Annotated in this window: 25 protein-coding genes; 9 read left to right on the top strand and 16 right to left on the bottom strand. The window is 64.1% G+C overall.

Annotated elements, in window-relative coordinates; translation table 11 throughout:
- Positions 1-30: 30 nt before the first annotated feature.
- From V1479_RS08665 to thrC, 3 genes are read right to left on the bottom strand one after another with little or no spacing between them, the layout of a single operon-like run.
- The gene (locus tag V1479_RS08665; protein WP_368802552.1) at positions 31-627 is read right to left on the bottom strand and encodes a GNAT family N-acetyltransferase; all 597 of its coding nucleotides are present in this window, start codon (positions 625-627) and stop codon (positions 31-33) included.
- A gap of 12 nt (positions 628-639) precedes the next feature.
- Positions 640-1932, bottom strand: coding sequence for a M16 family metallopeptidase (locus V1479_RS08660; protein ID WP_368802551.1), 1293 nt, complete (start codon positions 1930-1932; stop codon positions 640-642).
- Positions 1933-1938: 6 nt separating this feature from the next.
- A complete protein-coding gene (gene thrC / locus V1479_RS08655; protein ID WP_368802550.1) occupies positions 1939-3351 on the bottom strand; it encodes a threonine synthase in 1413 nt (470 codons plus the stop codon).
- A 119-nt stretch (positions 3352-3470) separates the two neighbouring features.
- On the opposite strand from thrC, the gene V1479_RS08650 reads away from it, so the two are divergent.
- Entirely contained in the window at positions 3471-4055 is a 585-nt protein-coding gene (locus tag V1479_RS08650; protein WP_368802549.1) for a hypothetical protein, read from the top strand.
- Between the two features lie 2 nt (positions 4056-4057).
- Here the strand turns inward: V1479_RS08650 and V1479_RS08645 are convergent, their stop codons facing one another.
- Positions 4058-4747 carry an HAD family hydrolase gene (locus V1479_RS08645; protein WP_368802548.1) on the bottom strand — a complete coding sequence of 230 codons (690 nt, stop codon included), beginning with the start codon at positions 4745-4747 and terminating at the stop codon, positions 4058-4060.
- A 165-nt stretch (positions 4748-4912) separates the two neighbouring features.
- Between V1479_RS08645 and V1479_RS08640 the strand changes: the two genes are divergently transcribed.
- The gene (locus V1479_RS08640) at positions 4913-6046 is read left to right on the top strand and encodes a site-specific DNA-methyltransferase (protein ID WP_368802547.1); all 1134 of its coding nucleotides are present in this window, start codon (positions 4913-4915) and stop codon (positions 6044-6046) included.
- 385 nt (positions 6047-6431) lie between these two features.
- Here V1479_RS08640 and V1479_RS08635 read toward each other — a convergent pair whose 3' ends face one another.
- Complete coding sequence (locus V1479_RS08635; protein WP_368802546.1) at positions 6432-8039, bottom strand: catalase; 1608 nt, start codon at positions 8037-8039, stop codon at positions 6432-6434.
- 329 nt (positions 8040-8368) lie between these two features.
- On the bottom strand, positions 8369-9346 hold the full coding sequence (locus V1479_RS08630) for a LysR family transcriptional regulator (RefSeq protein ID WP_368802545.1): 978 nt from the start codon (positions 9344-9346) through the stop codon (positions 8369-8371).
- A gap of 68 nt (positions 9347-9414) precedes the next feature.
- Between V1479_RS08630 and V1479_RS08625 the strand changes: the two genes are divergently transcribed.
- Positions 9415-10005 (top strand): NADPH-dependent F420 reductase, encoded by a 591-nt coding sequence (locus tag V1479_RS08625; RefSeq protein ID WP_379016067.1) that lies wholly within the window; start codon positions 9415-9417, stop codon positions 10003-10005.
- A 144-nt stretch (positions 10006-10149) separates the two neighbouring features.
- Here V1479_RS08625 and V1479_RS08620 read toward each other — a convergent pair whose 3' ends face one another.
- Complete coding sequence (locus V1479_RS08620) at positions 10150-10758, bottom strand: HAD family hydrolase (RefSeq protein WP_368802544.1); 609 nt, start codon at positions 10756-10758, stop codon at positions 10150-10152.
- Entirely contained in the window at positions 10755-11876 is a 1122-nt protein-coding gene (mutY, locus tag V1479_RS08615; protein ID WP_368802543.1) for an A/G-specific adenine glycosylase, read from the bottom strand. Before mutY ends, V1479_RS08620 begins: the two co-directional genes overlap by 4 nt.
- 54 nt (positions 11877-11930) lie before the next feature.
- Between mutY and V1479_RS08610 the strand changes: the two genes are divergently transcribed.
- From V1479_RS08610 to V1479_RS08590, 5 genes are all read left to right on the top strand, one after another.
- Positions 11931-12425, top strand: coding sequence for a DUF721 domain-containing protein (locus tag V1479_RS08610; RefSeq protein ID WP_173186383.1), 495 nt, complete (start codon positions 11931-11933; stop codon positions 12423-12425).
- A gap of 142 nt (positions 12426-12567) precedes the next feature.
- On the top strand, positions 12568-13266 hold the full coding sequence (locus V1479_RS08605) for a DsbA family protein (protein WP_368802542.1): 699 nt from the start codon (positions 12568-12570) through the stop codon (positions 13264-13266).
- A 51-nt stretch (positions 13267-13317) separates the two neighbouring features.
- Positions 13318-16776 carry a chromosome segregation protein SMC gene (gene smc / locus V1479_RS08600; RefSeq protein WP_368802541.1) on the top strand — a complete coding sequence of 1153 codons (3459 nt, stop codon included), beginning with the start codon at positions 13318-13320 and terminating at the stop codon, positions 16774-16776.
- 37 nt (positions 16777-16813) lie between these two features.
- Positions 16814-17140, top strand: coding sequence for a putative quinol monooxygenase (locus tag V1479_RS08595; protein WP_368802540.1), 327 nt, complete (start codon positions 16814-16816; stop codon positions 17138-17140).
- Between the two features lie 80 nt (positions 17141-17220).
- A complete protein-coding gene (locus tag V1479_RS08590; RefSeq protein WP_368802539.1) occupies positions 17221-17613 on the top strand; it encodes a hypothetical protein in 393 nt (130 codons plus the stop codon).
- On the opposite strand, the gene V1479_RS08585 is transcribed toward V1479_RS08590, so the two are convergent.
- Positions 17607-17951 (bottom strand): GFA family protein, encoded by a 345-nt coding sequence (locus V1479_RS08585; RefSeq protein WP_368802845.1) that lies wholly within the window; start codon positions 17949-17951, stop codon positions 17607-17609. The two genes, V1479_RS08590 and V1479_RS08585, sit on opposite strands and share 7 nt — an antisense overlap.
- Before the next feature lie 2 nt (positions 17952-17953).
- Positions 17954-18304, bottom strand: coding sequence for a VOC family protein (locus tag V1479_RS08580; protein WP_368802538.1), 351 nt, complete (start codon positions 18302-18304; stop codon positions 17954-17956).
- Between the two features lie 196 nt (positions 18305-18500).
- Here V1479_RS08580 and ppdK point away from each other — a divergent pair, with 196 nt between their 5' ends.
- The gene (gene ppdK / locus V1479_RS08575) at positions 18501-21164 is read left to right on the top strand and encodes a pyruvate, phosphate dikinase (protein ID WP_368802537.1); all 2664 of its coding nucleotides are present in this window, start codon (positions 18501-18503) and stop codon (positions 21162-21164) included.
- Here ppdK and rnhA read toward each other — a convergent pair.
- From rnhA to V1479_RS08545, 6 genes are all read right to left on the bottom strand, one after another.
- Complete coding sequence (rnhA, locus tag V1479_RS08570; RefSeq protein WP_368802536.1) at positions 21161-21622, bottom strand: ribonuclease HI; 462 nt, start codon at positions 21620-21622, stop codon at positions 21161-21163. The genes ppdK and rnhA overlap by 4 nt on opposite strands.
- The gene (locus V1479_RS08565) at positions 21619-22587 is read right to left on the bottom strand and encodes a homoserine kinase (protein ID WP_368802535.1); all 969 of its coding nucleotides are present in this window, start codon (positions 22585-22587) and stop codon (positions 21619-21621) included. The genes rnhA and V1479_RS08565 overlap by 4 nt, the downstream gene beginning before the upstream one ends.
- Before the next feature lie 4 nt (positions 22588-22591).
- Complete coding sequence (gene ispH, locus V1479_RS08560) at positions 22592-23590, bottom strand: 4-hydroxy-3-methylbut-2-enyl diphosphate reductase (protein WP_368802534.1); 999 nt, start codon at positions 23588-23590, stop codon at positions 22592-22594.
- A 48-nt stretch (positions 23591-23638) separates the two neighbouring features.
- The gene (locus tag V1479_RS08555) at positions 23639-24409 is read right to left on the bottom strand and encodes an SURF1 family protein (protein ID WP_368802533.1); all 771 of its coding nucleotides are present in this window, start codon (positions 24407-24409) and stop codon (positions 23639-23641) included.
- Positions 24406-24801 carry a DUF983 domain-containing protein gene (locus V1479_RS08550; RefSeq protein ID WP_173186398.1) on the bottom strand — a complete coding sequence of 132 codons (396 nt, stop codon included), beginning with the start codon at positions 24799-24801 and terminating at the stop codon, positions 24406-24408. Before V1479_RS08550 ends, V1479_RS08555 begins: the two co-directional genes overlap by 4 nt.
- Before the next feature lie 108 nt (positions 24802-24909).
- Positions 24910-25788, bottom strand: coding sequence for a cytochrome c oxidase subunit 3 (locus V1479_RS08545; RefSeq protein WP_173186400.1), 879 nt, complete (start codon positions 25786-25788; stop codon positions 24910-24912).

Raw genomic sequence — 25788 nt, 5'->3', positions numbered from 1 at the left:
TGCCCCGTTCGCACTGTCGATCTCAAACGTTCAGCCTTTTGTTTCAGCGTCCCGACGCTCGTCCGCGATCAGGGCGTATATGTAGTGATCCTGCCAGACCCCGTTGATGCGCAGGTATGAACGCAACAGTCCTTCACGCGTGAATCCGGCTTTTTCAAGCACGCGGATCGAACGTGCGTTTTCTGGAATACAGGCGGCCTCGATACGGTGCAACCTCATCGCGCCGAACGCATGGGAAATCAGAGCGCGGATGGCATCCTGCATGTACCCCTTGCCGGCGTAACGCTCGCCCATCCAGTACCCAATCTGTGCCGATTGCGAGACGCCGTAGCGGATATTGCCGATGGTGACGCCGCCGATGAGCCGATCAGTCTCGTTCTCGAAAATCAGGAACGCAATGGCAGTGCCCGCCGCAAATTCCTCTCGGTAGCGGCGGATGCGGTGGCGCCAGCCTGCGCGCTCCAGTTCGTCACGCGCCCAGCGCGGCTCCCACGGTTCCAGGAAGGCGCGGCTCTCGTGCCTCAACGCCGCCCATTCGTGGTAGTCGGATGGTGCGGGCAAGCGCAGCGTAACACGCGTGCCCTTGAGCGTCAGCTTCGGACGGCTGAAGAACGGAAGCGCCAGCATTGATGCTGGAAATCAGACGGCGAGCTTGCGCGCGGCCGGCGCAATGCCCATTAGGCTGTCGTTGACGGTCTCGAAGGTGGGCAACATGCCGACCGGACCGACAGCGGCAATCGTCGGTCTGGTGGAGAACAGCCGCGATGACAAGTCGGTCAGGCGTTCAATCGTCAGCTTCGAAAGGCGGTCAACCAGTTCGTCGGTATCGATCGGACGCCCAAACAGCAGAAGCTGGCGCGCGATCTGCCCTGCGCGGCTCGCAGCACTCTCGCGAGACATCATGAGCCCCGCACGATATTGGGCCCGCGCACGGTTAAGCTCCTCCTGACTGATGTCCTTGCCGGCGCGCTGGAGTTCCTCGATCAGCACGGGGACGAGTTCGGCGATGTCGCTGCGCCCCGTGGCGGCATGGACGCCGAAAACGCCGGTGTCCGAAAAGCCCCAATGAAACGCGTAGACGGAATAGCAGAGCCCGCGCTTCTCCCGCACTTCCTGGAAAAGCCGGGACGACATGCCCCCGCCGAGGATCATGGAAAGCACCTGCGAGGCGTAGAAATCGCGCACATGATAGGCCCGCCCCTCGAAACCGAGCACGATCTGTGCGTCCATAAGGTCGCGGCTTTCGCGATAGTCGCCGCCGGTATAGATCGCCTGGCGAGGCTCCTCGATCTTGGCGTTGGCGCGGAACCCGCCGAGACGCTTCTCCACCTCACGGACGAACTCGTCATGGGTCACGCCGCCGGCGGCGACCACCACCATGCGGTCTGCCCCATACTGCCGCTCGATGAATTTATGCAGTTGCTCCGAAGTGAAGGATTTCACCGTTTCCGGCGTTCCGAGAATGGAGCGTCCGAGCGTCTGATCGCGAAAGGCCGTTTCGGTGAAGCGGTCGAACACGATGTCGTCGGGCGTGTCGTGCGCGGCACCGATCTCCTGAAGGATCACGTGCTGTTCGCGCTCGAGTTCCTGCGGGTCGAACTTTGAGTCAGTCAGGATGTCAGCGAGGATGTCCACTGCGAGCGGAACGTCGTCCTTGAGCACCCGCGCAAAGAAGGAGGTGGTCTCGACGCTTGTCGCCGCGTTGATCTCCCCGCCCACATCCTCGATCTCGGAGGCGATCCTCCACGCGCTTCTGCCGCCAGTGCCCTTGAAGGCCATATGTTCCAGCAGATGCGCCAGGCCGTGCTCGTCGTCGCGTTCGTTGCGGGCGCCGGATTTGACCCAGACGCCAAGGGCAACGGACTCGATGTGGGGAAGGGTTTCGGTGGCGACCGTCAGGCCGTTCGACAGACGGCTTACCTCAACACCCATATAGGCTTAACTCCCTGAACTCTCGCGGTCCGCTCTGGACAGGCGGCTGAGATGATCTTCCAACATTTTCGGATCGGATGGAAGCACCGCAAATTTCTCGGGCCGTTCCATCAGGTCGCCGAGCCATACCGGCAGAGCCGGAGACACGCCGCATGCGGCCTCGACGGCCGTCGGGAACTTTGCCGGATGGGCTGTGGAAAGCACGACCATCGGCGTTGTCGGATCCGCCTTCTCGCGCGCGACCTTCACGGCCGTGGCCGTGTGGGGATCAATGAGGTAGCCGGATTTCGCAAGCACGTCGCGGATCGTGTCGGCAGTCTCGGCCATTGACGAGCGGCCGGCGTCGAATTCGGTGCGGATCGCCTCGAGCGCCGGCTTGTCGATCTCGAAGCTGCCGGACTGACGCAGCCCCTGCGTCGCCCGCACCACGCTGTCCGCGTCGCGGCCATGCGCCTCGAACAGCAGCCGCTCGAAATTGGACGAGACCTGGATGTCCATCGATGGCGACGTGGTCTCCATCACGCCGCGTGTCTCGTAAGTGCCGGTGGCGAGCGTACGCGCCAGAATATCGTTGTCGTTGGTGGCGATGACCAGACGGTCGATCGGCAGGCCCATGCGCTTGGCCGCATAAGCGGCGAAGATGTCGCCGAAATTGCCGGTCGGCACGGTGAACGAAACGGCCCGGTCGGGCGCACCGAGTGAAAGCGCCGACGAGAAATAATAGACGATCTGGGCCATGATGCGCGCCCAGTTGATCGAGTTCACACCGGACAGCCGCACCCTGTCGCGGAAGGCATGGTGGTTGAACATGCCCTTCACGAGGTCCTGGCAATCGTCGAAATTGCCTTCGACCGCGATCGCGTGCACGTTGGCCGCCGTCGACGTCGTCATCTGCCGCTGCTGCACTGGCGAGACCTTGCCATGCGGGAACAGGATGAAGATGTCGGTGCGGTCGCGGCCGGCAAAAGCATCGATGGCCGCGCCACCCGTGTCGCCCGACGTCGCGCCGGCAATGGTTGCCCGCTCGCCGCGCTCCGCCAGGACGTGATCCATCAGGCGGGCCAGAAGCTGCATGGCGACGTCCTTGAAGGCCAGCGTAGGGCCGTGGAAGAGTTCCAGCACGAATTCGTTAGGCCCGGTCTGGACGATCGGGCAGACGGCTTCGTGGCGGAAGGTGGCGTAAGCTTCCCGGACGATGCGGGCGAACGTCGCCTCGTCGATCTCGCCGCCGACAAACGGGGTGAGCAGCCGCAACGCCAGTTCCGGATAGGCCAGCCCGCGCATGGCGCGGATCTCGGCCTCGCTGAACTTCGGCCATTCGGCCGGCACGTAGAGGCCGCCGTCCCGGGCGAGCCCGGCCAGCAGAACGTCGCGGAAACCGAGATCGGGCGCGCTGCCCCTGGTGCTCACATAACGCATGATTGCTCGTCCATCGTCGGGACCTCGAATCCGGCTACGGAAAAACCGCAATCCAATGGTCGCATTTTCATTGCGGCGTTGGTATAGAACGCCAGCTTTGCATGAGGGAAGTGCAGTTTATGGCTGTCAGTTTGTTTGAACGCAGAAAGCTGGCGGGTATCGCCGCTGCAGGCTTTATACTCGCCGTCTCCGGATGCCAGTCCGGCGACACTCTCGGCGCGCTCAACCTCGGGGGCGGCGGCAACGCCCAGCCAGCGGCGCCCGACACGCGGGTTACACAGCAGGAGCTTCTGGCCTACTGCCCGTCGGTTGCGCTCCGCAGCGACGGCGCGGTCCACACGACGTACCAGCGCAACGCTGCTGACGATCCCTCTGCCGTGATCTATCAGGCGTCGATCAGCGACACCACGCGAAGCTGCACCTATCAGAACGGCATCATGAACATGACGATCGCCGTGGCGGGCCGTGTGGTCCCCGGCCCTCAGGGCAGCGCCGGTCAGGTCAACCTGCCGCTGCGCGTCACGGTTTTCCGCGACACCGAGCAGGTTCAGTCGGACGTGAAGACCCATCAGGTCAACGTCACGGACATCGCAGGCGCGACGCAGTTCGTGTTCAGCGATGCCAGCATCTCGATGCCGAACCCGACGGCGCGCAACATCCGCGTCCTCGTCGGCTTCGACGAGCCCTCGAACGCCAAACGCTAGGCTCAGGCGTCTTCCGACCATTCCGACAGCGCGGCCAGCATGGGCGCGAAGTCGGCCCAGCGGCGGATGGCAGTCTCGGCGCCCGCCTCCATCAGGAGGTCGGCATGGCCGGGATGGCTGTGTGAGGCACCGGTGAAGCCGATCACCCTCATGCCGGCAGCCTTCGCGCCGGCAACACCGTGCACAGAATCCTCGACGACGAAAGTTCTGGCGGGATCGGCGCCCATCTTCTCCGCGCCGTAGAGGAAGACGTCCGGCGCGGGCTTCGGCTTGCCCGACGGGGTGTCGAGCGACGAAAACACCACACCGTCGAAAAAGGGCAGCAGATGCGTGCGGGTTAGCATGGCGCGCAGGCGCTCTGTGCCGGAATTGGAGCAGATGCAGCGCTTGCCCGTCACCGACGCGACCGCTTCGGCTGCCCCGTCGATGGCGCGGACCTCGGCGCGCAGCCGGCGATCCACCAAATCCTCGGCTTCGGCAATCAGGCTCGCCTGGAAGAGCTGCTGCGATTCCTGCTCGATGCGCAGCATGATGTCCTTGAAGGTGAGCCCCGAATAGAGCCGGGCGAGTTCCTCGGCCTCGATCGGGTAGCCGGCGGCGGTCAACAGTTCCGCTTCGACCCGCGCGGCGATGATCTCGGAATCGACGAGCACACCGTCGCAATCGAAAATGACGAGATCGATACCGGACATCCTTCAGCGCTCTCCACGGCCAGCCAATGAAGGCGCGGGGCTTACACCATGCAGGCACAAACGGCAAATCCGCCCTGCCCCTCTCAATCGCCGCTTCATTAAATATTTACGCGCTGCGGTAACCATAACGCGAAGTAAACAGTAACCCCGCGTATCCGGTGTACCATGTCTGCCCTGCGTCTCCTCGACGACCTCTCCCATGCCGCCCCCGCCGCCCAGTGGCTCGACACGATCCTCAAGGGCGACTGCGTCGCTGCCCTCGAGCGGCTGCCGGAAAAATCGGTCGACGTGATCTTCGCCGATCCGCCCTACAATTTGCAGCTCGATGGCGACCTGCATCGGCCGGACCAGTCGAAGGTCGACGCGGTCGACGATGCCTGGGACCAGTTCGAGAGCTTTGCGGCCTACGACGCCTTCACCCGTGCCTGGCTGCTGGCAGCGCGGCGGGTTCTCAAGCCCAACGGCACGATCTGGGTGATCGGTTCCTATCACAACATCTTCCGCGTCGGCGCGACGATGCAGGACCTGGGCTTCTGGATCCTCAACGACGTGGTGTGGCGCAAGACCAACCCGATGCCGAACTTCCGCGGCCGCCGCTTCCAGAATGCCCACGAGACGATGATCTGGGCCTCACGCGACGCCAAGGCGAAGAGCTACACCTTCAACTACGAAGCCATGAAAGCGGCCAATGACGACGTGCAGATGCGCTCCGACTGGCTATTTCCGATCTGCACCGGGGCGGAACGCCTGAAGGACGAGAACGGCGCCAAGGTTCATCCGACCCAGAAGCCGGAAGCGCTGCTGGCGCGGGTGCTGCTATCCTCCTCGAAGCCCGGCGACGTGGTGCTTGACCCGTTCTTCGGCTCCGGCACCACCGGCGCGGTTGCTAAGCGGCTTGGCCGGCATTTCGTCGGCGTCGAGCGCGAGCAGGCCTATATCGACGCTGCGCTCGACCGCATCTCCGCCGTGCGCCCGCTGGGCGAGGCCGAGCTTTCGGTGATGACCAGCAAGCGCGCCGAGCCGCGCGTCGCCTTCGTCAGCCTGCTGGACAGCGGTCTCATGAAGCCGGGCGCGACGCTCTACGACGCCAAGCGGCGCTGGAGTGCGCGCGTGCGCGCCGACGGCACGCTGACCAGCGACGCAGTCTCCGGCTCGATCCATAAGGTGGGCGCGGCCGTACAAGGGCTCGATGCCTGCAACGGCTGGACCTTCTGGCACTACGAACGCAATGGCGGCCTCAACCCCATCGACGACCTCCGCCGCATCGCCCGCCTCGGCATGGAGCGTTCGGGGGCGTAGGTCTTCGCTCGCGCCCAGTTTCACTCGCCTTCTCATTGGCGCTCCGCGAGGTCGCCAGACGTCCGACGACCTGCAGTCGCGGGATTTCCAGCATATACACGCTCACGCGCCGTCTCGCCTTCAGCGGATAGCGCTCAGCTTTCCGCCGTCGTCCTGGCCGTGCTGCTCAATGGGTTCCGGCCCCGAGAAGAGTGGTGCTTCCTTCGAGGCTTCCCTTCGACAAGCTCAGGGTCGCACCTAAGAAGGATGAGGATCGTTGTGCGCATTGCACGGAGCTAAGGGCATCGTTGCGCGGTGAACCGCGTGACCTGGGGTGGTGTACCATCCGACCGCTTCCGGCGGTCAAACCTGGACAAGCAAAATTAAGGATCAAACGACGTGGCAGCTATTTTGAGCCTGCTACTTCACGCTGGTCAATCAAGGCGTTCTTTTGCCCTTCACCTTTGGCAATCGACGACGTCGCGGGAACGCCATGGTAGCCGGAAATCGATGCGGCGCTCGCCATCCCCGGAGACTGCGACTTGCCGCCGAGTACATCGCGGGTAGCCTTTTCGATCCGGTCACCAATATCTCTGTCGACATTGCGCCAATAAGCAAACGCGCGCTCCAGGATAGGCTCGCTGACCCCGTCGGCGAGATGCCCGGAGACATTTTTGACAAATCGTTCGCGTTGCGGATCATCCATGACCTCGCGTACGAGTGCGCCGGGCTGGCTCCAATCGTCATCTCCCGCGCGCAAGGTGTAAGCAGCGCGGACCATGTCGCCATCGGCCATCCAGGTCGCTTCTCCCCCTGTTTCCGGCTGTGCTCCGGGGCCGCCGTAGGAGTTGGGAGCATAGACCGGATCAACCGCGTTGACCGTCCGCCCCCGTCCTGCGCGCGAATAGGAATGCACCTCCGCCGCTTTAGCCTGATTGACGGGAATCTGCTTGTAATTGACCCCCAGCCGAGCGCGATGCGCGTCCGCATACGAAAACCCGCGCGCTAGAAGCATCTTGTCCGGGCTCAGGCCGATACCGGGCACCATGTTGTTGGGCTCGAACGCCAACTGCTCGATTTGGGTGTCCCAATCTACCGGGTTCGTATCGAGGGCTAGCTTGCCAACCTCCATCAGCGGATAATCTGCATGCGGCCATGTCTTGGTGAGGTCGAATGGGTTGATCCGATAGGTCTTGGCGTCTTCGAACGGCATCACCTGGAACTTCAGCGTCCAGCTTGGGAATTCGCCCCGGGCGATGTGATCAAACAGGTCGCGACGGTGATAGTCGCCGTCCTGCCCGGCCATTTTGTCAGCCTCGTCCTGCGTCAGGTGCGCGTTGCCGTCGCCCAGATCGGTGTGGAAGTGCCACTTGACCCAAAACTTTTCGCCCGTTGCGCTTACTAGCATGTAGGTGTGGCTGCCGTAGCCGTTCATTTCTCGCCAGTTCTTCGGAACGCCGCGATCGCCCATAAGATACGTGACTTGGTGTGCGCTTTCGGGGCTGAGCGTCCAGAAGTCCCACTGCATGTCATGATCGCGCAGTCCATTGTCGGCCCGGCGCTTCTGGCTGCGGATGAAATGCTGGAACTTCATCGGGTCGCGGATAAAAAAGATCGGCGTGTTGTTGCCGACCATGTCAAAGTTACCGTCTTCGGTATAGAACTTCACTGAGAACCCACGCGGATCTCGCCATGTGTCGGGACTGCCGCGCTCTCCGGCCACGGTGGAGAAACGAACCGCGGTCTCCACTTTTGCACCAGGCTGGAGGAATTTTGCCTTGGTGAATTTGCTGACGTCCTTCGTCACCTCGAAATGGCCGAAAGCTCCACTTCCTTTGGCATGAGGCTGCCGTTCAGGGATCCGCTCGCGATTGAAATTCGCCATCTGCTCGATCAGGTAGTGATCGTTAAGCACGATCGGGCCGTCTCGCCCCAGCGTGAGCGAATGCTCGTCGCTCTGGGCCGGGATGCCTGCATCGGTTGTCGTGCGGGGGGCGGGTGTCTTGTCGGCCATGATCGTGCCCTCGGAGTGCGTTGTGGGGATAAGCACTACCAACGGCAGTGAGAGCGGCAGGTTCCGTGGTTACACGTAAATGGGACCGCCATTGATCCGGACACGAAATCCAAGACTTATGGGTGTGACGACCGGAACGAAGCTGGCTGAGCTAAGAGTACGGTTTTTCAGCCAGATATCGAACGCAGTTTTCCCAAGACGTGCACACCATCGGGCTCGGGGTCCATTGCGCCCTGGTCGGGGTGGGGTGACAACAGCCCACTGCTCGCAAAGAAAGTTTAGAAAGCAGGCTAAAGCTGGAGAGCTCTTAGGTGCGAATGTTCCAGCATCTACATTTCCGGAGCGGAACCAAGCTGGGAACTGCCGCTAAAGCTGGCCGCTACGACTTCCACGAATTCCCTGACACGCCGCGGCACGAAGCGGCGAGAAGGCTGCACGGCGTGTATGGGCATGCTGGGCATGGTCCAGTCCGAGAACATGGGCACCAGGCGCCCCTGTGCAAGATCTGCCTCCACCAGATCCAACGGCAAGTACGCGATACCGGCGCCATCGATAGCGAGCCTGCGCTGCGCTTCGTCAAGGTCGATCTCGATCCCGCCCCCCACCGTAATGATCACCTCCTGTCCATCTGGTCCGACGAATGGCCAACGGTTGCGCGGAACCAGATTCAGATTGAGCAGGCAGCGCGCCTGCGACAACTGGCTTGGGTGGGACAGCTTGCCATAGCGGCGTATGAAGTCGGGAGCAGCGCAACAGGCAAAGCCATAGTCGCCCAAACGCCGGGCAATGAGTCCTGAATCGGGCAGCGTGCCGATCCGGATGGCCAGGTCGAACCCTTCGGTGATGAGATCAACGCGCCTGTTGTTGAGATTGACCTCAAGGATGACACCAGGATGCCTGGCGTCAAACGCAGCGAGAATGGCAGGTAGACGGGTTACGCCGACAATTGTGGGTGCGGTAATTCTGATACGGCCGGTCAGCTCCGTCCCGCCCGTGCTTTCTCCCAACGCTTCCGCAGCCTCCAGAACTGTTTCGGCACGGGCCAGAAAATCTCGCCCTTCCTCAGTTATATGCTGGCTGCGTGTGGAGCGTTCGATCAGCTTTAGCCGGTATCGCTCCTCCAGTGTTTGGATACGACGGCCGACCATTGCTGGAGACAGGTTGAGCTGCCTCGCCGCGGCGGCGAAGCTGCCCAGGCGAACCGCTGTCACAAATGTTCGGAGTTCGTCGAAATCGGCCATTCGATACATATTTGCAATTAAGAACACTAAATTCAAGCAATTAACGAAAAGGCCGGTGCGGTCCATATGGATCTCACGAAACACAATTCTGGAGACACGATATGACGAACGTTGCAATCATCGGCCTGGGCAACATGGGCAAGGGCATCGCCAAGCGGCTGGCAGGCAAGACCAATCTGATGCTGGCGAGCCGGAACACCGAAACAACCCGGTCTTTCGCCGCCACGCTGCCCGCGGGCCCCGAAGTCCTCGAAATCGACGCTGCCATTTCTCGCGCTGACGTCGTGATCCTGGCGCTGCCTTATGAAGCCGCCCTCGAAATTTCTCAAAAGCCCAGCCTGGCAGGAAAGGTCGTTGTCGATCTCACCAATCCGGTGAAGCCCGATTTTTCTGGCCTCACCATCGGCCACACCACATCCGCTGCCGAAGAAATCCAGGCAGCGGCCTCCTCGGCCAAGGTCGTCAAAGCTTACAACACTGTTTTCGCCGGCCTGTTCGACCTTCCTGCGGCTGATACGGCAAACGTGCCGGTGTTCCTCGCCGGAAATGACGAAGCTGCCGTTGCCACGGTGGAACAGCTTGTCCAGGCATCAGGCTTTGCCGCGGAGAAGACCGGCGGGCTGGATGCGGCACGGTTGATCGAACCTGTCGCCATGCTCAACATTCGTCTTGGTTATGGTCTGGGCAAGGGCACTGCCATCGCTCCGGCCTGGCTGAGCCTCTAATCCAAACGGTCTCGCCCGCCGACAGGCGCGCGAGACCGTAGGCACTTCCAAGTACACTGGCCAGTCTGCTTTTCCGCCCCCCAGCTATAGCTCGCAAAGACCGAAAGGGGATCGCAAGCTGTCACGAACAACAAGCGCTCCCCCTCACATCACCTCAAGCCCTTTCAAATCCTCCGCCAGCCTATCGGCACCGGTGAATAGCAACGCGTTCCAGCCGGCCGCCTTCGCGCCTTCGACGTTTTTCGCGCTGTCGTCGATGAAGAGCGTGGCGGCGGGGATGAGGCCGAAGGTTTCGGCGTGCAGGCGATAGATGCGCTCGTCCGGCTTGATAAGGCCGACCTCGCCGGAGACCGTGACGCCGCGCGGCTTTTCCAGAAACGGAAAGAGCCCTCTCGCCTCGGTGAAGGTGTCGGCGGCGAAATTGGTGAGCATGGTCACGTCGCGGCCCTGCGTGATCAGACCTTCCATGATGGCGACGCTGCCGTCATAGGCATGCGGCACCATCTCGTGCCAGTGGCGTCGGAAGTTGCGGATGTTTTCCTCGTGTGTCGGGTGCTCGGCGATCAGCAGCGCCTCGGCCTCCTGCCAGGTGCGGCCGCGATCCTGCTCAATGTTCCAGTCCGACGTGCACACATTGTCGAAAAACCAGCGGCGTTCGGCCTCGTCGGGAATCAGCCGGCTGAACGGCAGGTCCGGGTCGTAGTGGATCAGCACCTTGCCGATGTCGAAGACGATGTGGTCGATCTGGGTCATGCCTTGTCCTGTTGCTCTCGATAGGTTGCAGCACCTTCCATAGCCGCGGCAATTGCCTTCTTCATGACGGTGGGCAGCGCCTCGCCGGAAAGGTCCTGCGGCGGCGACCACCACCAGCCGGACGGCGGCACATGCTCGACGCGCTCGGCGCGGAAGACGTCCAGCGTCAGCTCGAAATGGGTGAAGACGTGGCGGATGGAACCTGCCGCGCGCCAGCCGGCAGCGAAGGGTGCCGCGCCGACGCCCGTCTCGCCGTCGGCGCGGGCGGTCCAGCCTGTGGTGGGCGGCTCGGCCATGCCTGCCAGAAGGCCGGAACCCGGCCGCTTGCGCAGAAGTACGGCGCCATCGCTGCGGATCGCGACAAAGGCCGCGCCGCGCCGCTGTGGCCGCTCGGGCTTGGGCAGCTTCACCGGGTAGCGCTCGGGGTCGCCCTCGCCCAGCGCGGCGCAGCCTTCATTCAGCGGGCAGAGCATGCATTTCGGCCGGCGGGGCGAGCAGATGGTCGCGCCCAGGTCCATCATGGCCTGCGCGAAATCGCCGGGGCAGTCCGCCGGGAGCATAGCCTGGACATGCCGCCTGATTTCCTCCTTGGCCGCCGGCAGCGGCGTGGCGATGGCGAAAAGTCGCGACACCACGCGCTCGACATTGCCGTCGACGACCACCGCAGGCCTGCCGAAGGCGATCGCGGCAATTGCGGCGGCCGTGTAGGCGCCGATGCCCGGCAGAGCGCGAAGCCCGTCCTCCGTGTCAGGGAAAAGGCCGCCATGGTCGGCCGCGACCCGGTCGGCGCAGGCCTTGAGGTTGCGGGCACGCGAGTAGTAGCCGAGGCCGGCCCAGGCCTTCATGACGTCGTCGGTTTCGGCAGCGGCCAGGTCTGCGACGGTGGGCCAGCGGGCCAGGAAGCGCAAATAATAAGACTTCACCGCCTCCACCGTGGTCTGCTGCAGCATGACTTCCGACAGCCAGACGCCGTAGGGGTCCGGCCGGCGGCCGGCGGCGATCTCGCGCGGCGGCGTGCGCCAGGGCAGTTCGCGATGGTGGGCGTCGTACCAGGCGAGAAGAGCCGCCGCCCTCGCCTCCTGATTTTCGCTGCGAATGCTGCTAGTGTCGGTCGTCATCAACCCAGTGAACCGTAACCGCGCCACCGCGCGAAGGATAAGCGCCGACCGCTCATGACAGGGAAACGCAGAGACGGCAATGCCGTGCCGGTGAGCGATCTCGCCGCCCATGTGATCGATCCGGTGCTGCGCAAGCGCGCCGGCATCACCATCGGACTGGTGCAGTCGTGGGATGAAATCGCCGGTGAGCGGCTTGCGCAGAGCACACGACCGGAAAAGATCGCATGGCCGCGCCGGCTGAGCGATGACGATCCGTTCGAGCCGGCGACGCTGGTGATCGCCTGCGAAGGCGCGGCCGCGCTGCGGCTACAGCACGAAACGGGCGAGATCATCGCCAGGGTGAACGCCTTCCTCGGCTTCGCCGCGATCGGCCGCATACGCATCGTGCAGAAACCGGTCGCCCCCGCGCCAAAGCCCCGGCCGCGAATGAGGCCGCTCAGCGGGCAGGAGACGGCACGGCTCGACACGCTGGTGGAAGGCATCGAGGATGACGGCCTGCGCGAGGCGCTGGCACGGCTTGGCCGCTCGGTGTTCGGCGAAAAGCGCTGAAGTCACACCCTGTTTCGCGCTTTCGTGAACGATCTGTCGCTTCAAGGCGATTGGATTGGGGACAGATTTGCCTTATTTCGCTTCGACACTCGCCTTTAGATGCTCCAAAGCTGCACCATTCAACCGCAAACAGGTGATTCGCATGACCCGCGCCATTCCACGCCGAACCGTTCTCGCATCGCTGGTGGCAGTGCCCGCAGCCGCGGCATTCCTGTCGTCATGTAGCGATTCCGGCAGCGCGCAGGCGCAGACCTCGTCGACCACGCCGGCGGCAGCCGATGCGCCGCAGCCCGCCGGCACCGTCGACATGGCCAAGCTGCTTGAAGAGGGCTCGTTGCCAGAAAAGGTGCTGGGCGAAGCCGATGCGCCGGTGACGATCGTCGAATATGCGTCGATGACCTGCGGCCACTGCGCCAACTTCCACAACAACACGCTGCCGGCGATCAAGGAAAACTACATCGACACCGGCAAGGCGCGCATGATCATGCGCGAGTTCCCCTTCGACCCACGCGCGGAGGCAGGTTTCATGCTCGCGCGCTGCGCTGACACCAAGTATTTCGCCATGGTGGACGTGCTGTTCAAGCAGCAGCAGGCCTGGGCCGGCGTGGAAAATGCGCGCGAAGCACTGCTGCAAATCTCCAAACTGGCCGGTTTTTCACAGGAGTCGTTCGAGGCCTGCTTGACTGACCAGAAACTTCTGGACGATGTGAGAGCAGTGCGGGCCCGCGGCGCAAGCGAGTTCGGCGTGGATGCCACGCCGACCTTCTTCATCAACGGAAACAAGTATTCGGGGGCACTGACGGTTGCCGAGATGTCGGCCATCATCGACAGCATGCTGTAACCGCACGGTTCCCGCGCGGCACCGCTTCCGCGCGTCCGCGGAGGCGCGCGCATGAAGTTCTCGCGCCTTCGCCTTCTCGGCTTCAAGTCCTTCGTCGAACCCGGCGAATTCGTCATCGAGCGCGGCCTGACGGGCATCGTCGGGCCGAACGGCTGCGGCAAGTCCAATCTTGTCGAAGCGCTGCGCTGGGTGATGGGCGAAAGCTCCTACAAGAACATGCGCGCGTCCGGCATGGACGACGTGATCTTCTCGGGCTCCGGCACGCGCCCTGCCCGCAACACGGCCGAGGTGACGCTGTTTCTAGACAACAGCAACCGCACCGCGCCGCCCGCCTTCAACGACGCGGATGAATTGCAGGTCTCGCGCCGCATCGAGCGCGAGGCGGGGTCGATCTACCGCATCAACGGCAAGGAAGCGCGCGCCAAGGACGTGCAGCTTCTTTTCGCGGACCAGTCGACCGGCGCGCGCTCGCCTTCGATGGTAGGACAGGGCCGTATCGGCGAGCTGATCCAGGCCAAGCCGCAGGCGCGCCGGGCCTTGCTGGAAGAGGCGGCGGGCATTTCAGGCCTGCATACGCGCCGCCACGAGGCCGAGCTGCGGCTGCGCGCCGCCGAACAGAACCTCGAACGGTTGGACGATGTCGTCGGCGAGCTCGAAAGCCAGATCGAAAGCCTGAAACGACAGGCCCGACAGGCCTCGCGCTTCAAGAATCTTTCGGCGGAGATCCGCAAGGCGGAAGCCACCCTGCTGCACCTGCGCTGGACGCAGGCCAAGGCCCAGGAAGCGGAAGCGAAGTCGGCCCTGGCGCAGGCGACCACGCTGGTGGGCGACCGCGCGGCGGGCCAGATGCAGGCCGCCAAGGACCAGGCGGTCGGCGCCCACAAGCTGCCGGAGCTTCGCGACGCGGAAGCAGCGGCCGCCGCAGCCCTGCAAAGGCTGACGATCGCCAAGACGCAGCTCGAGGAAGAAGCCAACCGCATGCGCGCGCGCAATGCGGAGCTCGAGAAACGGCTTGCCCAACTCGACGCCGACATCGCCCGCGAGGAACAGCTCGTGCGCGACAACGCCGACGTGCTGGAACGGCTCGACGCCGAGGAACGCGCGCTGAACACGGAAAATGCAGGTGCGGCCGAGCGCGAGGCGCAGACGCGCGCCGCCTTCGAGGAAGCGCAGGCGCATCTGACGGCAAGCGAGGCAGCACTTGCCAAGGTGACCTCCGAACGCGCCGAGGCGTCCGCCGCGCGCGGACAGATCGAGCGCACGCTGCGCGAGACCGGTGAGCGCCGCGACCGGCTTCAGCGGCAACTTGCCGAGATCGACCGCGAGGCGGCTGAGATCGCGCAGCGCATCGCGGGTCTTGCCGACCCGGCCGAGAAGCGCGTTCTGGTGGATGAGGCCGAGGCGGCGGCGACCGCGTCCGAGACGGCCGCTGTCGAGGCGGAAAAGACCGTCGCGGACGCCCGCGCGGCCGAAGCTGCTGCCCGTCCCCCGCTCGCCGAGGCCCGCAGCGAGTTGCAGCGGGTGGAAACCGAAGCGCGCACTCTCGCCAAAATGCTGAATGCCGCGAGTGGCGATCTCTTCCCCGCCGTGCTCGAACAGATCAAGGTCGAGCGTGGTTTCGAAACGGCGCTTGGCGCGGCGCTGGGCGAAGACCTCGACGTACCGCTGGACCGCGCGGCACCCGCCCACTGGGGCGAGGCCGAACGGCAGGCGGACGATCCTGCCCTGCCTGCAGGCGTGAGGCCGCTGGCCGATGTGGTTACGGCACCCCACCAGCTTGCCCGACGTCTAGCGCAGATCGGCATTGTCGACGATGCGGACGGGGTCAGGCTGCAACGCGAACTGAAGGTCGGCCAGCGGCTTGTCAGCGCCAGCGGTGCGCTGTGGCGCTGGGACGGGCTGACGGCGAGCGCCGATGCACCTACTGCAGCCGCACTACGGCTGGCGCAGAAGAACCGCCTCGCGGAACTCGAAGCGGAAGCGACCGAAGCCACGCGCGCTTTGCGCACCGCGGAGGCAGCGCTTGCCGCGAGCGAAGCTCAGGTGAAGCAGGCCGTGGATGCCGAAAAGGCCGCCCGCGACGGCTGGCGCGAGGCCCAGCGGGCGCTGGGTGAGGCACGCGACACGCTGGCGCGCGCCGAAAAGGCAGCCGGCGAGCTGGCCAGCCGCCGCGCTGTGCTGGACGAGTCGCGCGGCCGTGTCGCCGAAAGCGTCGCCGAGGCCGAGGAAGGGTTCCAGCAGGCGCAGAAGGCGCTCGAAGCCGCACCCGACCTTACGGAGCTTCAGGTGCGACTGGACGGGCTGGCACGCGACGTGGCGCAGGATCGGGCGAAGCTCGCCGACGCGCGCGCGGCACATGAGGGGCTGCGCCGTGAAGCCGAGGCCCGCGCGCGCCGGCTGGCCGCGATCGGCACCGAGCGGACATCGTGGACGCAACGTGCGGCCAATGCCGACACGCACATCGCTTCGCTGCGCGAGCGCCGCACGGAGACCGCCAACGAGCATGCAGCACTGGCGGAGGCGCCGGATGAGCTCGATGCGCGCCGCCGGGCGTTGATGTCGCAGCTCAGCGAGGCCGAAACGCTGCGCAAGGCTGCAGCCGACCGGCTGCAGGAGGCCGAGAACCGACAGGCCGATCTGGACAAGGCGGCTACCGCCGCGATCCAGGCGCTGGCCGAAGGCCGCGAGAACCGCGTTCGCGCGGAAGAGCGGCTGACGGCCGCCGACGAGCGGCGCAAGGAGGTCGAGGCGCGCATCCTGGAGGCGCTGAACGTGCCGCCGCATCTGGTGATCCGTCATACCGGGCTCGAAGCCGACGATCCGATGCCCGACATGGCCGTCGTCGAACGCAACCTGGACCGCCTGAAGATCGAGCGCGAGCGGCTTGGTGCAGTGAACCTGCGCGCCGAGGAAGAACAGCGTGAAATGGCCGAGCGGCTGGAGACGATCGTCGCCGAACGCGAGGACGTGATCGAGGCGATCCGCCGGTTGCGGCAGGCCATCCAGAGCCTGAACAGGGAAGGCCGCGAGCGCCTGCTAGCCGCCTTCGAGGTGGTCAACACCCAGTTCCAGCGACTTTTCACGCACCTCTTCGGCGGCGGCACCGCAGAACTGCAGCTTATCGAATCCGACGACCCGCTTGAGGCGGGGCTGGAAATTCTCGCCCGTCCGCCCGGCAAGAAACCGCAGACGATGACGCTGCTTTCGGGCGGGGAGCAGGCTCTGACGGCCATGGCGCTGATCTTTGCCGTGTTCCTCACCAACCCCGCGCCGATCTGCGTGCTGGACGAGGTCGACGCGCCGCTCGACGACCATAATGTCGAGCGCTTCTGCAACCTGATGGACGAAATGGCGGCGACCACCGAGACGCGGTTCGTCATCATCACCCACAACCCCATCACCATGGCGCGGATGAACCGCCTGTTCGGCGTCACAATGGCCGAGCAGGGCGTGAGCCAGCTCGTATCGGTCGACCTGCAAACTGCCGAGCAGATGCGCGAGGCGAGCTGACCGACGTGGACGCGGCATCGCAGAACCGGAGGGGTTCGTGAGCGACCATCCACTGGTGAGACTGGCAGAAATCGAGATCGATCCGGATTGCCTAGACGAATACGATGCACTGCTGAAGGAGGAGATCGAGGCCTCGATCTCAAAAGAACCAGGTGTGCTTATGCTTTATGCGCTGCGCGTGCTTGGACAGCCGACGCAGCGGCGCCTTGTCGAAATCTATGCCGACGACGACGCCTATCGGGCTCATTTGCAATCCGAACACTTCCTCAAGTACAAGACGGGCACCGAAAAAATGGTCCGTTCGCTCAGGCTGATCGAGACTGATCCGCTGCTGTTGCGTTCCAGCCTCGGCGACCTCACATAGTGCAGCTTGCAAAGGCCTAGCCGCGAGATAACGAGCGTCGGCGCGGTTGGTTGACGCCAGTGCACGAAAGAGAGTTAGAGATGCCCGACCAGAATTTCGATACGGCCCAGGTTGTCGCGCTCTCAAGCGCGCTGAAGGACCTTCATCGCGCGCTCATCCGCGCCGAAATAGGCGACGATCCTGCCCTGCAGAACCCGTACACGATGCTTTTTGCCCTGATCGGCGACCCGCGCTTTGCGTGGATGGGCACGCTCTCGGAGCTGATCGCCCGCATCGATCACATGGTTGCCGACAAGGAGGTGGACGAAATCGCCGCCCTGCCCGGCTTCCGCGAAGAAGCGGCGGGGCTGATCGGCGAGGCGGGAGGCGAAGCTGCCGCTGCCTTTCGGCTGCGTCACCTGATGGCGCTCCAGAAAGAACCGGAGGTCGGGCTCGCCACCGGACGCCTGCGCAAGCTGCTCGCCAATCAGTAGCTCCGGCCGTCGACCGGCACCCGTTTCACGGACGTGAGATCCACGCCCTCGAGGCAACGGATGTTGACCGCTGCAGTCGCTTTTCCGTCTGGCGCGGTGCCGAACCCGAATGGGGCGCAACCGCAATTCGGGCAGAAATGGTGGTCGATCACGTGACGGTTGAAGCGATAGGTCGACAGGTCGTCCTGCGGTGTCTGCAGATGCAGTTGCTCGCGCGGCACGAACCACAGGAGATAACCCTTGCGGCTGCAATGCGAGCAGTTGCATTCCATAGCCTCGGCGAACTCTCCCTCGACCTCGAACTTCACCTTGCCGCAATGGCAGCTTCCGACCTGCATCTTCACGCGCCTTTCTCGGTCCATACGGCCAACTCGTTGCCGGCCGGATCGGTAAAGTGGAAACGCCTGCCGCCCGGGAAGGTGAAGATCGGCCGGACGATCCTGCCACCCGCTTCCTCGACGGCCTCCACCGACCGTTCCAGATCATCCGAATAGAGCACCGGAAGCGGCTTCGTTTGTGCCGTTGCCTGCGCGTCGAAACCACCGTCAAACCCCTCCTCGAAGGCTGCATAGGATGGGCCATAATCCGTGAACGACCAGCCGAAGGCGGCGCTGTAGAAGGACTTGACGCTGTCGATCGTGCCGGCAGCAGCCTGCATTTCCAGATAATCGAGCTTGCCGTCCTTGCGCATAATTCCACTCTCCATTGTTCTCTTTTTGTTCTAATCCGTACGGCCGATACCCGCAAGTCGAAAATTTTCGCCGTGCCTAATCGATTGATTTGGGAACCGCCCCTGCTGGCTGCTTGCCTTTGCGGGTTCGGGGTCTTATCGCTCAGCGCGCGGGCGGAAACACGCCGGCGAACACGCACGGAGACGGGGAAGCAGGATGACGAAGTGGGTCTACAGCTTCGGCGACGGCAAGGCGGAAGGCAGCGCCGGAGACCGGAACCTGTTGGGCGGCAAAGGTGCAAATCTTGCCGAGATGTGTAGCCTGGGGCTGCCGGTCCCGCCGGGTTTCACCATCACGACCGAGCTGTGCACCTCGTATTATGCGAACGGCCGCACCTACCCCGACGATCTCAAGGCGCAGGTCGCCGAGGCGCTGGAAGCCATCGGCGCGATCGTCGGCAGGCGCTTCGGAGACCCGGACAAGCTCTTGCTGGTCTCCGTGCGTTCCGGCGCGCGGGCATCGATGCCCGGCATGATGGACACGGTGCTGAACCTCGGCCTCAACGACGAGACCGTCGCCGCGCTTGCGCGCGATTCCGGCGACGAGAGGTTCGCCTATGACAGCTATCGCCGGTTCATCCAGATGTATTCGGACGTCGTGCTGGGCGTCGACCACGAGCATTTCGAGGAAATCCTGGAAGACGAGAAGGCCCGTCGCGGCCATGAGCTCGACACCGACCTCTCCGCCAGGGAATGGCAGGAGGTGATCGGGCTATACAAAGCGAAGGTCGACGAAGAGCTTGGCTCTCCCTTCCCCCAAGACCCGCAGGAGCAGCTCTGGGGGGCGATCGGCGCGGTGTTCTCGAGCTGGATGAACCACCGGGCGATCACCTATCGCCGGCTGCACGACATTCCCGAAAGCTGGGGCACGGCGGTCAACGTGCAGGCGATGGTGTTCGGCAACATGGGCGACACCTCGGCAACGGGCGTCGCATTCACCCGCAATCCGTCGACGGGCGAAGCCAGGCTCTATGGCGAGTTCCTCGTTAACGCGCAGGGCGAGGACGTGGTGGCGGGTATCCGCACGCCGCAGAACCTGACCGAGGAAGCCCGCATCGAGGCGGGCGCCGACAAGCCCTCGATGGAGAAGGTGATGCCTGAGGCGTTTGCCGCCTTCGTCGACATCTCGCAGCGGCTGGAACGCCACTACCGCGACATGCAGGATCTCGAATTCACCATCGAGCGCGGCAAGCTGTGGATGCTGCAGACCCGCTCGGGCAAGCGCACGGCAAAGGCCGCGCTGAAGATCGCCGTAGACATGGCTGCCGAGGGGCTCATCACCAAGCAGGAAGCTGTGGCGCGGATCGACCCGGCATCGCTGGACCAGCTTCTGCACCCGACCATCGACCCGTCCGCCAAGCGTGACGTGATCGGCATCGGCCTGCCGGCGTCGCCCGGTGCAGCTACCGGCGAGATCGTCTTTTCATCCGACGAGGCGGAGGAGATGCGCGCACAGAACCGCAAGGCGATCCTGGTGCGCGTGGAGACAAGCCCGGAAGACATTCACGGCATGCACGCCGCCGAAGGCATTCTGACCACACGCGGCGGCATGACCAGCCATGCCGCCGTGGTGGCCCGCGGCATGGGCAAGCCCTGCGTCTCGGGCGCGGGCACGCTGCGCGTCGACTACAAGACCGGCACGCTGACGGCGATGGGGCAGACGCTGAAGAAGGGCGACGTCATCACCATCGACGGCGCCAGCGGACAGGTGCTGAAGGGTGCGGTGCCGATGCTGCAGCCCGAGCTTTCCGGCGACTTCGCGTCGATCATGGAGTGGGCCGACCAGATCCGGCGGATGAGGGTGCGCACCAATGCCGAGACCCCGGCCGACGCACGCATGGCGCGCTCCTTCGGTGCGGAAGGCATCGGGCTATGCCGCACCGAGCACATGTTCTTCGACGACGAGCGTATCGTGGCGATGCGCGAGATGATCCTGTCGGATGTCGAGAAGGACCGCCGCGCGGCGCTGGCCAAGCTTCTGCCGATGCAGCGCTCGGACTTCGCCGAGCTGTTCGAGATCATGGCCGGCCTGCCGGTGACGATCCGCCTGTTGGACCCGCCGCTGCACGAGTTCCTGCCCAAGAGCGAGGACGAAATCGCCGAGGTCGCCAGGGCGATGAACGTTTCGGCGGAGAAATTGCGCCAGCGCACCGAGGCGCTGCACGAGTTCAACCCGATGCTCGGCCATCGCGGCTGCCGGCTGGCGGTCTCCTACCCGGAGATCGCCGAAATGCAGGCGCGCGCCATCTTCGAGGCCGCGGTTGAGGCCGGCAAGAAGACCGGAAGCCCCGTGGTGCCGGAGATCATGGTGCCGCTGGTGGGCATCATGAAAGAGCTCGACTACGTCAAGGCCCGCATCGACGAGGTCGCCAAGGCGGTGATGGAGGAGAGCGGAACGACCATCGACTATCTGGTCGGCACGATGATCGAGCTGCCGCGCGCGGCGATCCGCGCCCATGTGATTGCGGAAGCGGCGGAGTTCTTCTCCTTCGGCACCAACGACCTGACCCAGACGACTTTCGGCATCTCGCGCGACGACGCCTCGTCCTTCCTCGAAACCTATCGCCAGAAGGGCATCATCGAGCAGGATCCATTCATCTCGCTCGATCTCGAGGGTGTCGGCGAGCTGGTGCGGATGGCGGCAGAGAAAGGCAAGGCGACGCGGCCCGACATCAAGCTCGGCATATGCGGCGAACATGGCGGCGACCCGACCTCGATCCATTTCTGCGAGGAGGTTGGGCTCGACTATGTGTCGTGCTCGCCCTTCCGCGTGCCGATCGCCAGGCTGGCGGCGGCACAGGCGGCGGCCCGCAAAGGCTAGCCGGCCGCCGCTGGTCGGCGTTTCGTCTTGAAGGGGGCCATGCCGAGGCGGGCGAGTTCGTCGGCACGCTCGTTCTCGGGGTGGCCTGCATGGCCCTTGACCCAGTGCCAGGTGACCTTGTGGCGCCGGCGCGCCTCGTCCAGCGCCTGCCAAAGCTCGGCATTCTTGACCGGCTTTTTCGCCGCCGTCTTCCAGCCGTTGCGCTTCCAGCCCTCGATCCAGCCTGAAATGCCGTCCTTGACGTAGTTTGAATCGGTGTAGAGATCGACCGTGCACGGCTCCTTCAGCGCGCCGAGCGCGGAGATCGCCGCCATCAACTCCATACGGTTGTTGGTGGTTTCGGCCTCGCCACCGGAGAGCTCCTTGGTGACGCCGTTGAAGCGCAGGATCGCGCCCCAGCCGCCGGGACCGGGGTTGCCCGAACATGCACCGTCGGTGAACACCTCGACATTCTTCATGGCATCACCGCGCCATATTCGGAGGCGGAACCGATCTGCCGATGGAAGCGCATCTTGCGCACATATTCGAGCGGGTCCCTTTTGTTGACCAGCGCGCCGCCAGGACCATTGAGCCAGTCGTAGAGCCGCGTCAGCATGAAGCGTAGCGCCGAGCCATGGCAGAGCAACGGCAGCGCCTCGATCTCGGTCGGGGTCAGCGGGCGCACGCTCTGGTAGCCGGCGAGGAACGCCGTGCCCTTGGTCAGGTTGAAAGCGTGGTCGCGCTCGAAACACCAGGCATTGAGGCAGGTCGCGACATCGTAGGCGAGGAAGTCGTTGCAGGCGAAATAGAAGTCGATGACGCCGGAGAGGTCGTTGCCGAGAAAGAAGACGTTGTCGGGGAAGAGATCCGCATGGATGACGCCCGCCGGCAGATCGGCGGGCCACGCCGCCTCCAGACTGGCAAAATCCGCGCTCACCTCGGCGCGCAAACCGGGCTCGACCTCGTCCGCACGGTCGACGCAGCCCTCCCACAGCCTGTGCCAGCCGGGCAGCGAAAGCGCGTTTGGACGCGAGAGCTGAAAATCCGCCCCGGCCAGGTGCATGGCGGCAAGCACCTTGCCCACCTCGCGGCAGTGGGCGGCGCTCGGCCGGCGCGGCCACATGCCTTCGAGGAACGTGATGATGGCCGCGGGCCTGCCGGCAAGCTCGCCGATGATCTCGCCGTCGCGGCGATGGACCGGCAACGGACACGAGATGCCCTGCCGGGCAAGATGTTCCATCAGTCCGAGAAAGAACGGGAGGTCGTTCTTTTCCACCCGCTTTTCATACAGCGTCAGGATGAAGGAGCCCCCGCTGGTATGGAGGATAAAGTTGGAATTCTCGGTGCCTTCGGCGATGCCCTTGTAGGACAGCAGGTCGCCGATGGCGTAGCCGCGCAGGAACGCGCCGAGTTCCATCTCGGTGATGTCGGTGTAGACGGCCATGTTTTCAGGCGTTCCCGTTGACGAATGCCATGTCGGCCGTGGTGAGTTCGATGTCGCGCAGGACGCGGTTGACGGGGAAGTTCTCCGTCTCCTCGGCAGTGACGGCGAGATCGACGGTGACGTCGAACCGTTCGCGGAAGGCATCGATGATCTCGTCGACGATGATCTCCGGCGCCGAAGCACCAGCCGACAGGCCGAGCGTGCCGATGTTGCCGATCTCGTTCCAGGGAATCTCGGATGCTCGCTGCACCAGCAGGCCGCGCTTCGCACCCGCGCGCTCGGCGACTTCGACCAGCCGCATGGAGTTCGACGAGTTCGGCGCGCCGACGATCAGGAACAGGTCCGCGCCGGGCGCGGCTTCCTTCACCGCGTCCTGACGGTTGGTGGTGGCGTAGCAGATCGATTCTGCGGCAGGCGCCTGCATCTGCGGGAAGCGCGCCTGAAGGGCGCTGATGATGCCGGCGGTGTCCTCCACGGACAGCGTCGTCTGCGTTACGAAGCCGAGCGCGGTCGGGTCGGCCGGCTGGATGCCCGCAGCGTCTTCCTCGGTCTCCACGAGGGTCACCGCACCGTCGGGCAACTGACCCATGGTGCCGATCACCTCCGGGTGGCCGGCATGGCCGATCAGCAGCACATGACGCCCCTGACGCTGATGGCGCATCGCCTGCTTGTGCACCTTGGAAACCAGCGGGCAGGTGGCGTCGAGATAGAACAGGTTGCGCGCCTCGGCATCCGCGGGCACGGATTTGGGAACGCCGTGGGCGGAAAAGACCACCGGCTGGGCATGGTGTTCGGGCGGAATCTCGTCCAGTTCCTCGACGAATACTGCGCCCCGCGCCTGCAGCCCCTCGACCACGTAACGATTGTGCACGATCTCGTGGCGCACATAGACCGGCGCGCCGTATTTCTTCAGCGCCAGCACCACGATCTGGATCGCGCGGTCGACGCCCGCACAGAAACCGCGCGGGCCGCAAAGCCTGATCGTCAATGGTCGCTTCATCATTCTACCTGTGATCCGTCGTGTGCAGATGGCGGTTGAGGCCCTGCCCTGTCAACCCGCATCGGCGGCGCGCGTGCGGCGCTGTCGCAACGACCACGCGCCTAGCACCGCCACGAGCGCGCCGGCAAGCCCGTACCACGTGACGGCATACTGGAGATGATTGTTTGGCAGATCGATCAGCGTCACACCGCCGACCGGAAGCCCACCGGGATTGGGCGCATCGTTCGCATCGATGAAGAACGGCAGGTAGTCTCCCTGGTCGCCCACGCCCGATGTCGCCGCCATGACGTCGAGGTCCTTCCAGTAGAAGATGTTCTTGGCCGGATCGTTGTCAGGCACGATGAGGGACGGCTTGGCATCGAGCCGGTTGCGCGCAAGGCCGGTGATGGTCCGGGGACCCTCGACCTGCCCTTCAGGGCGTGTTTCGGGCTCCTTCAACTCGAATGGTACGAAGCCTCGATTGACGAGGACAAACTGCCCGTTTTCGAGCGCCATTGGGGTATAGACGAAATAGCCGGACTGCCCCTGGTGTGTGGCGAAGAAGTGACGCTCGCCCTCGTGGCGGAACTCGCCACTGACGGTCACCGGCCAGTAGTCGACGTCGCCGGTCGTCGTCAGCCGCGTTTGCACATCGGCAAGGGAGCGCGGCTCGGACGTGATGCGCGCGTCGATGGTCGCGATCAGTTGTTCCTTCCAGTGCAGCCGCTGCACCTGCCAGGTGCCGAGCGCCAGCAGCGCGGCCAGCGCTGCAAAAGAAACGATGGCCAACAGCACGCTGATGCCCGGCCTGCGGACTTTCGCCCTGCTGTCGCTGACACTCATCGGTCGTCCAATCGCCCTTCCGCCGCCTTGTTGCGGTATTGCAGCACGATCAGCAGTCCCTTGATGAGCCGCAAGGCCACCAGGCTCAGCACGAGCGTCAGTGGTATCCAGAGCATAAAATGCAGCCATAGCGGCGGATTGAGCGACACCTCCATCCACAGCGCAAGGCCGACGACCACGAAGCCGATGATGAGTATGACAAAAACCGCCGGTCCATCCCCGGCATCCGCAAACGAATAGTCGAGCCCGCAGTTGCCGCAGCGATCGCCGACGGAGAGGAACCCTCGGAACAGGCGGCCCTCGCCGCAGCGTGGGCAGCGGCCGGACAGGCCGGCCTTCACCGGGTCGACCGGCGCCCAGATGGCGCTGTCGGGCTTGCGATCGTCAGTCATGTTGCAGCCTCGTGCATGGTGGCACGCTATCGCATGCGAAACGGGCCAAAGAAAGAAGGCGGCCATGTTGCCACGGCCGCCTCCCGAAAACCGTTCGATTCAGGCTGCTCAGTGCGCAGCAATTGGCGCGCCGGCCGATGCCCATACGTAGACGCAGGCGAAGAGGAACAGCCACACCACGTCAACGAAATGCCAGTACCAGGCTGCCGCCTCGAAGCCGAAATGCTGCTTGGGCGTGAAGTGGCCTGCCATCGCGCGCAACAGGCACACCAGCAGGAAGATGGTACCGATCAACACGTGGAAGCCATGGAAGCCGGTCGCCATGTAGAAGGTGGCGCCATAGATCGAGCCGGAGAAGCTGAACGGCGCGACCGAATACTCGTAGGCCTGGACGAAGCTGAACAGCACGCCGAGCGCAACGGTGATTGCGAGACCCCATACAAGGCCCTTGCGATCGTCGTGCAGCAATGCGTGGTGCGCCCACGTCACCGTCGTGCCGGAGAGCAGCAGGATGATGGTGTTGTAGAGCGGCAGATGGAAAGGATTGAGAACCTCAACGCCTGCCGGAGGCCACTGGCCACCGAGGAACTCGGCGCGGGCGACCTGCGCCGCTTCGTTGGGGAAAAGGCTTGCGTCGAAGAAGGCCCAGAACCAGGCGACGAAGAACATCACCTCCGAGGCGATGAACATGATCATGCCGTAGCGCAGGTGCAGCGAAACGACACGCGTATGGTGACCCTCATGAGCCTCCTTGATGGTGTCGCTCCACCAGCCGAACATCACATAGAGCACCAGCGCCAGGCCAATGAAGAAAAGCCACGGCGTCGCCAGCGGGATACCGACGAGCGAGAACTCGTTACCCTTCAGATACTGCATCCAGCCGATGCCGCCAACCGCCATGACAAGCGCGCCGACGGAGCCGAGGAAGGGCCATGGGCTTGGGTCGATGATATGATAGTCGTGGTTCTTTGCGTGTGCGTCTGCCAT

Source organism: Neoaquamicrobium sediminum, from assembly GCF_040970315.1.
In the GTDB taxonomy this organism is placed as follows: Bacteria; Pseudomonadota; Alphaproteobacteria; order Rhizobiales; family Rhizobiaceae; genus Aerobium; species Aerobium sediminum.
Note: the sequence above shows the minus strand (reverse complement) of the source record. Positions and strands in the feature narration are given on the sequence as shown.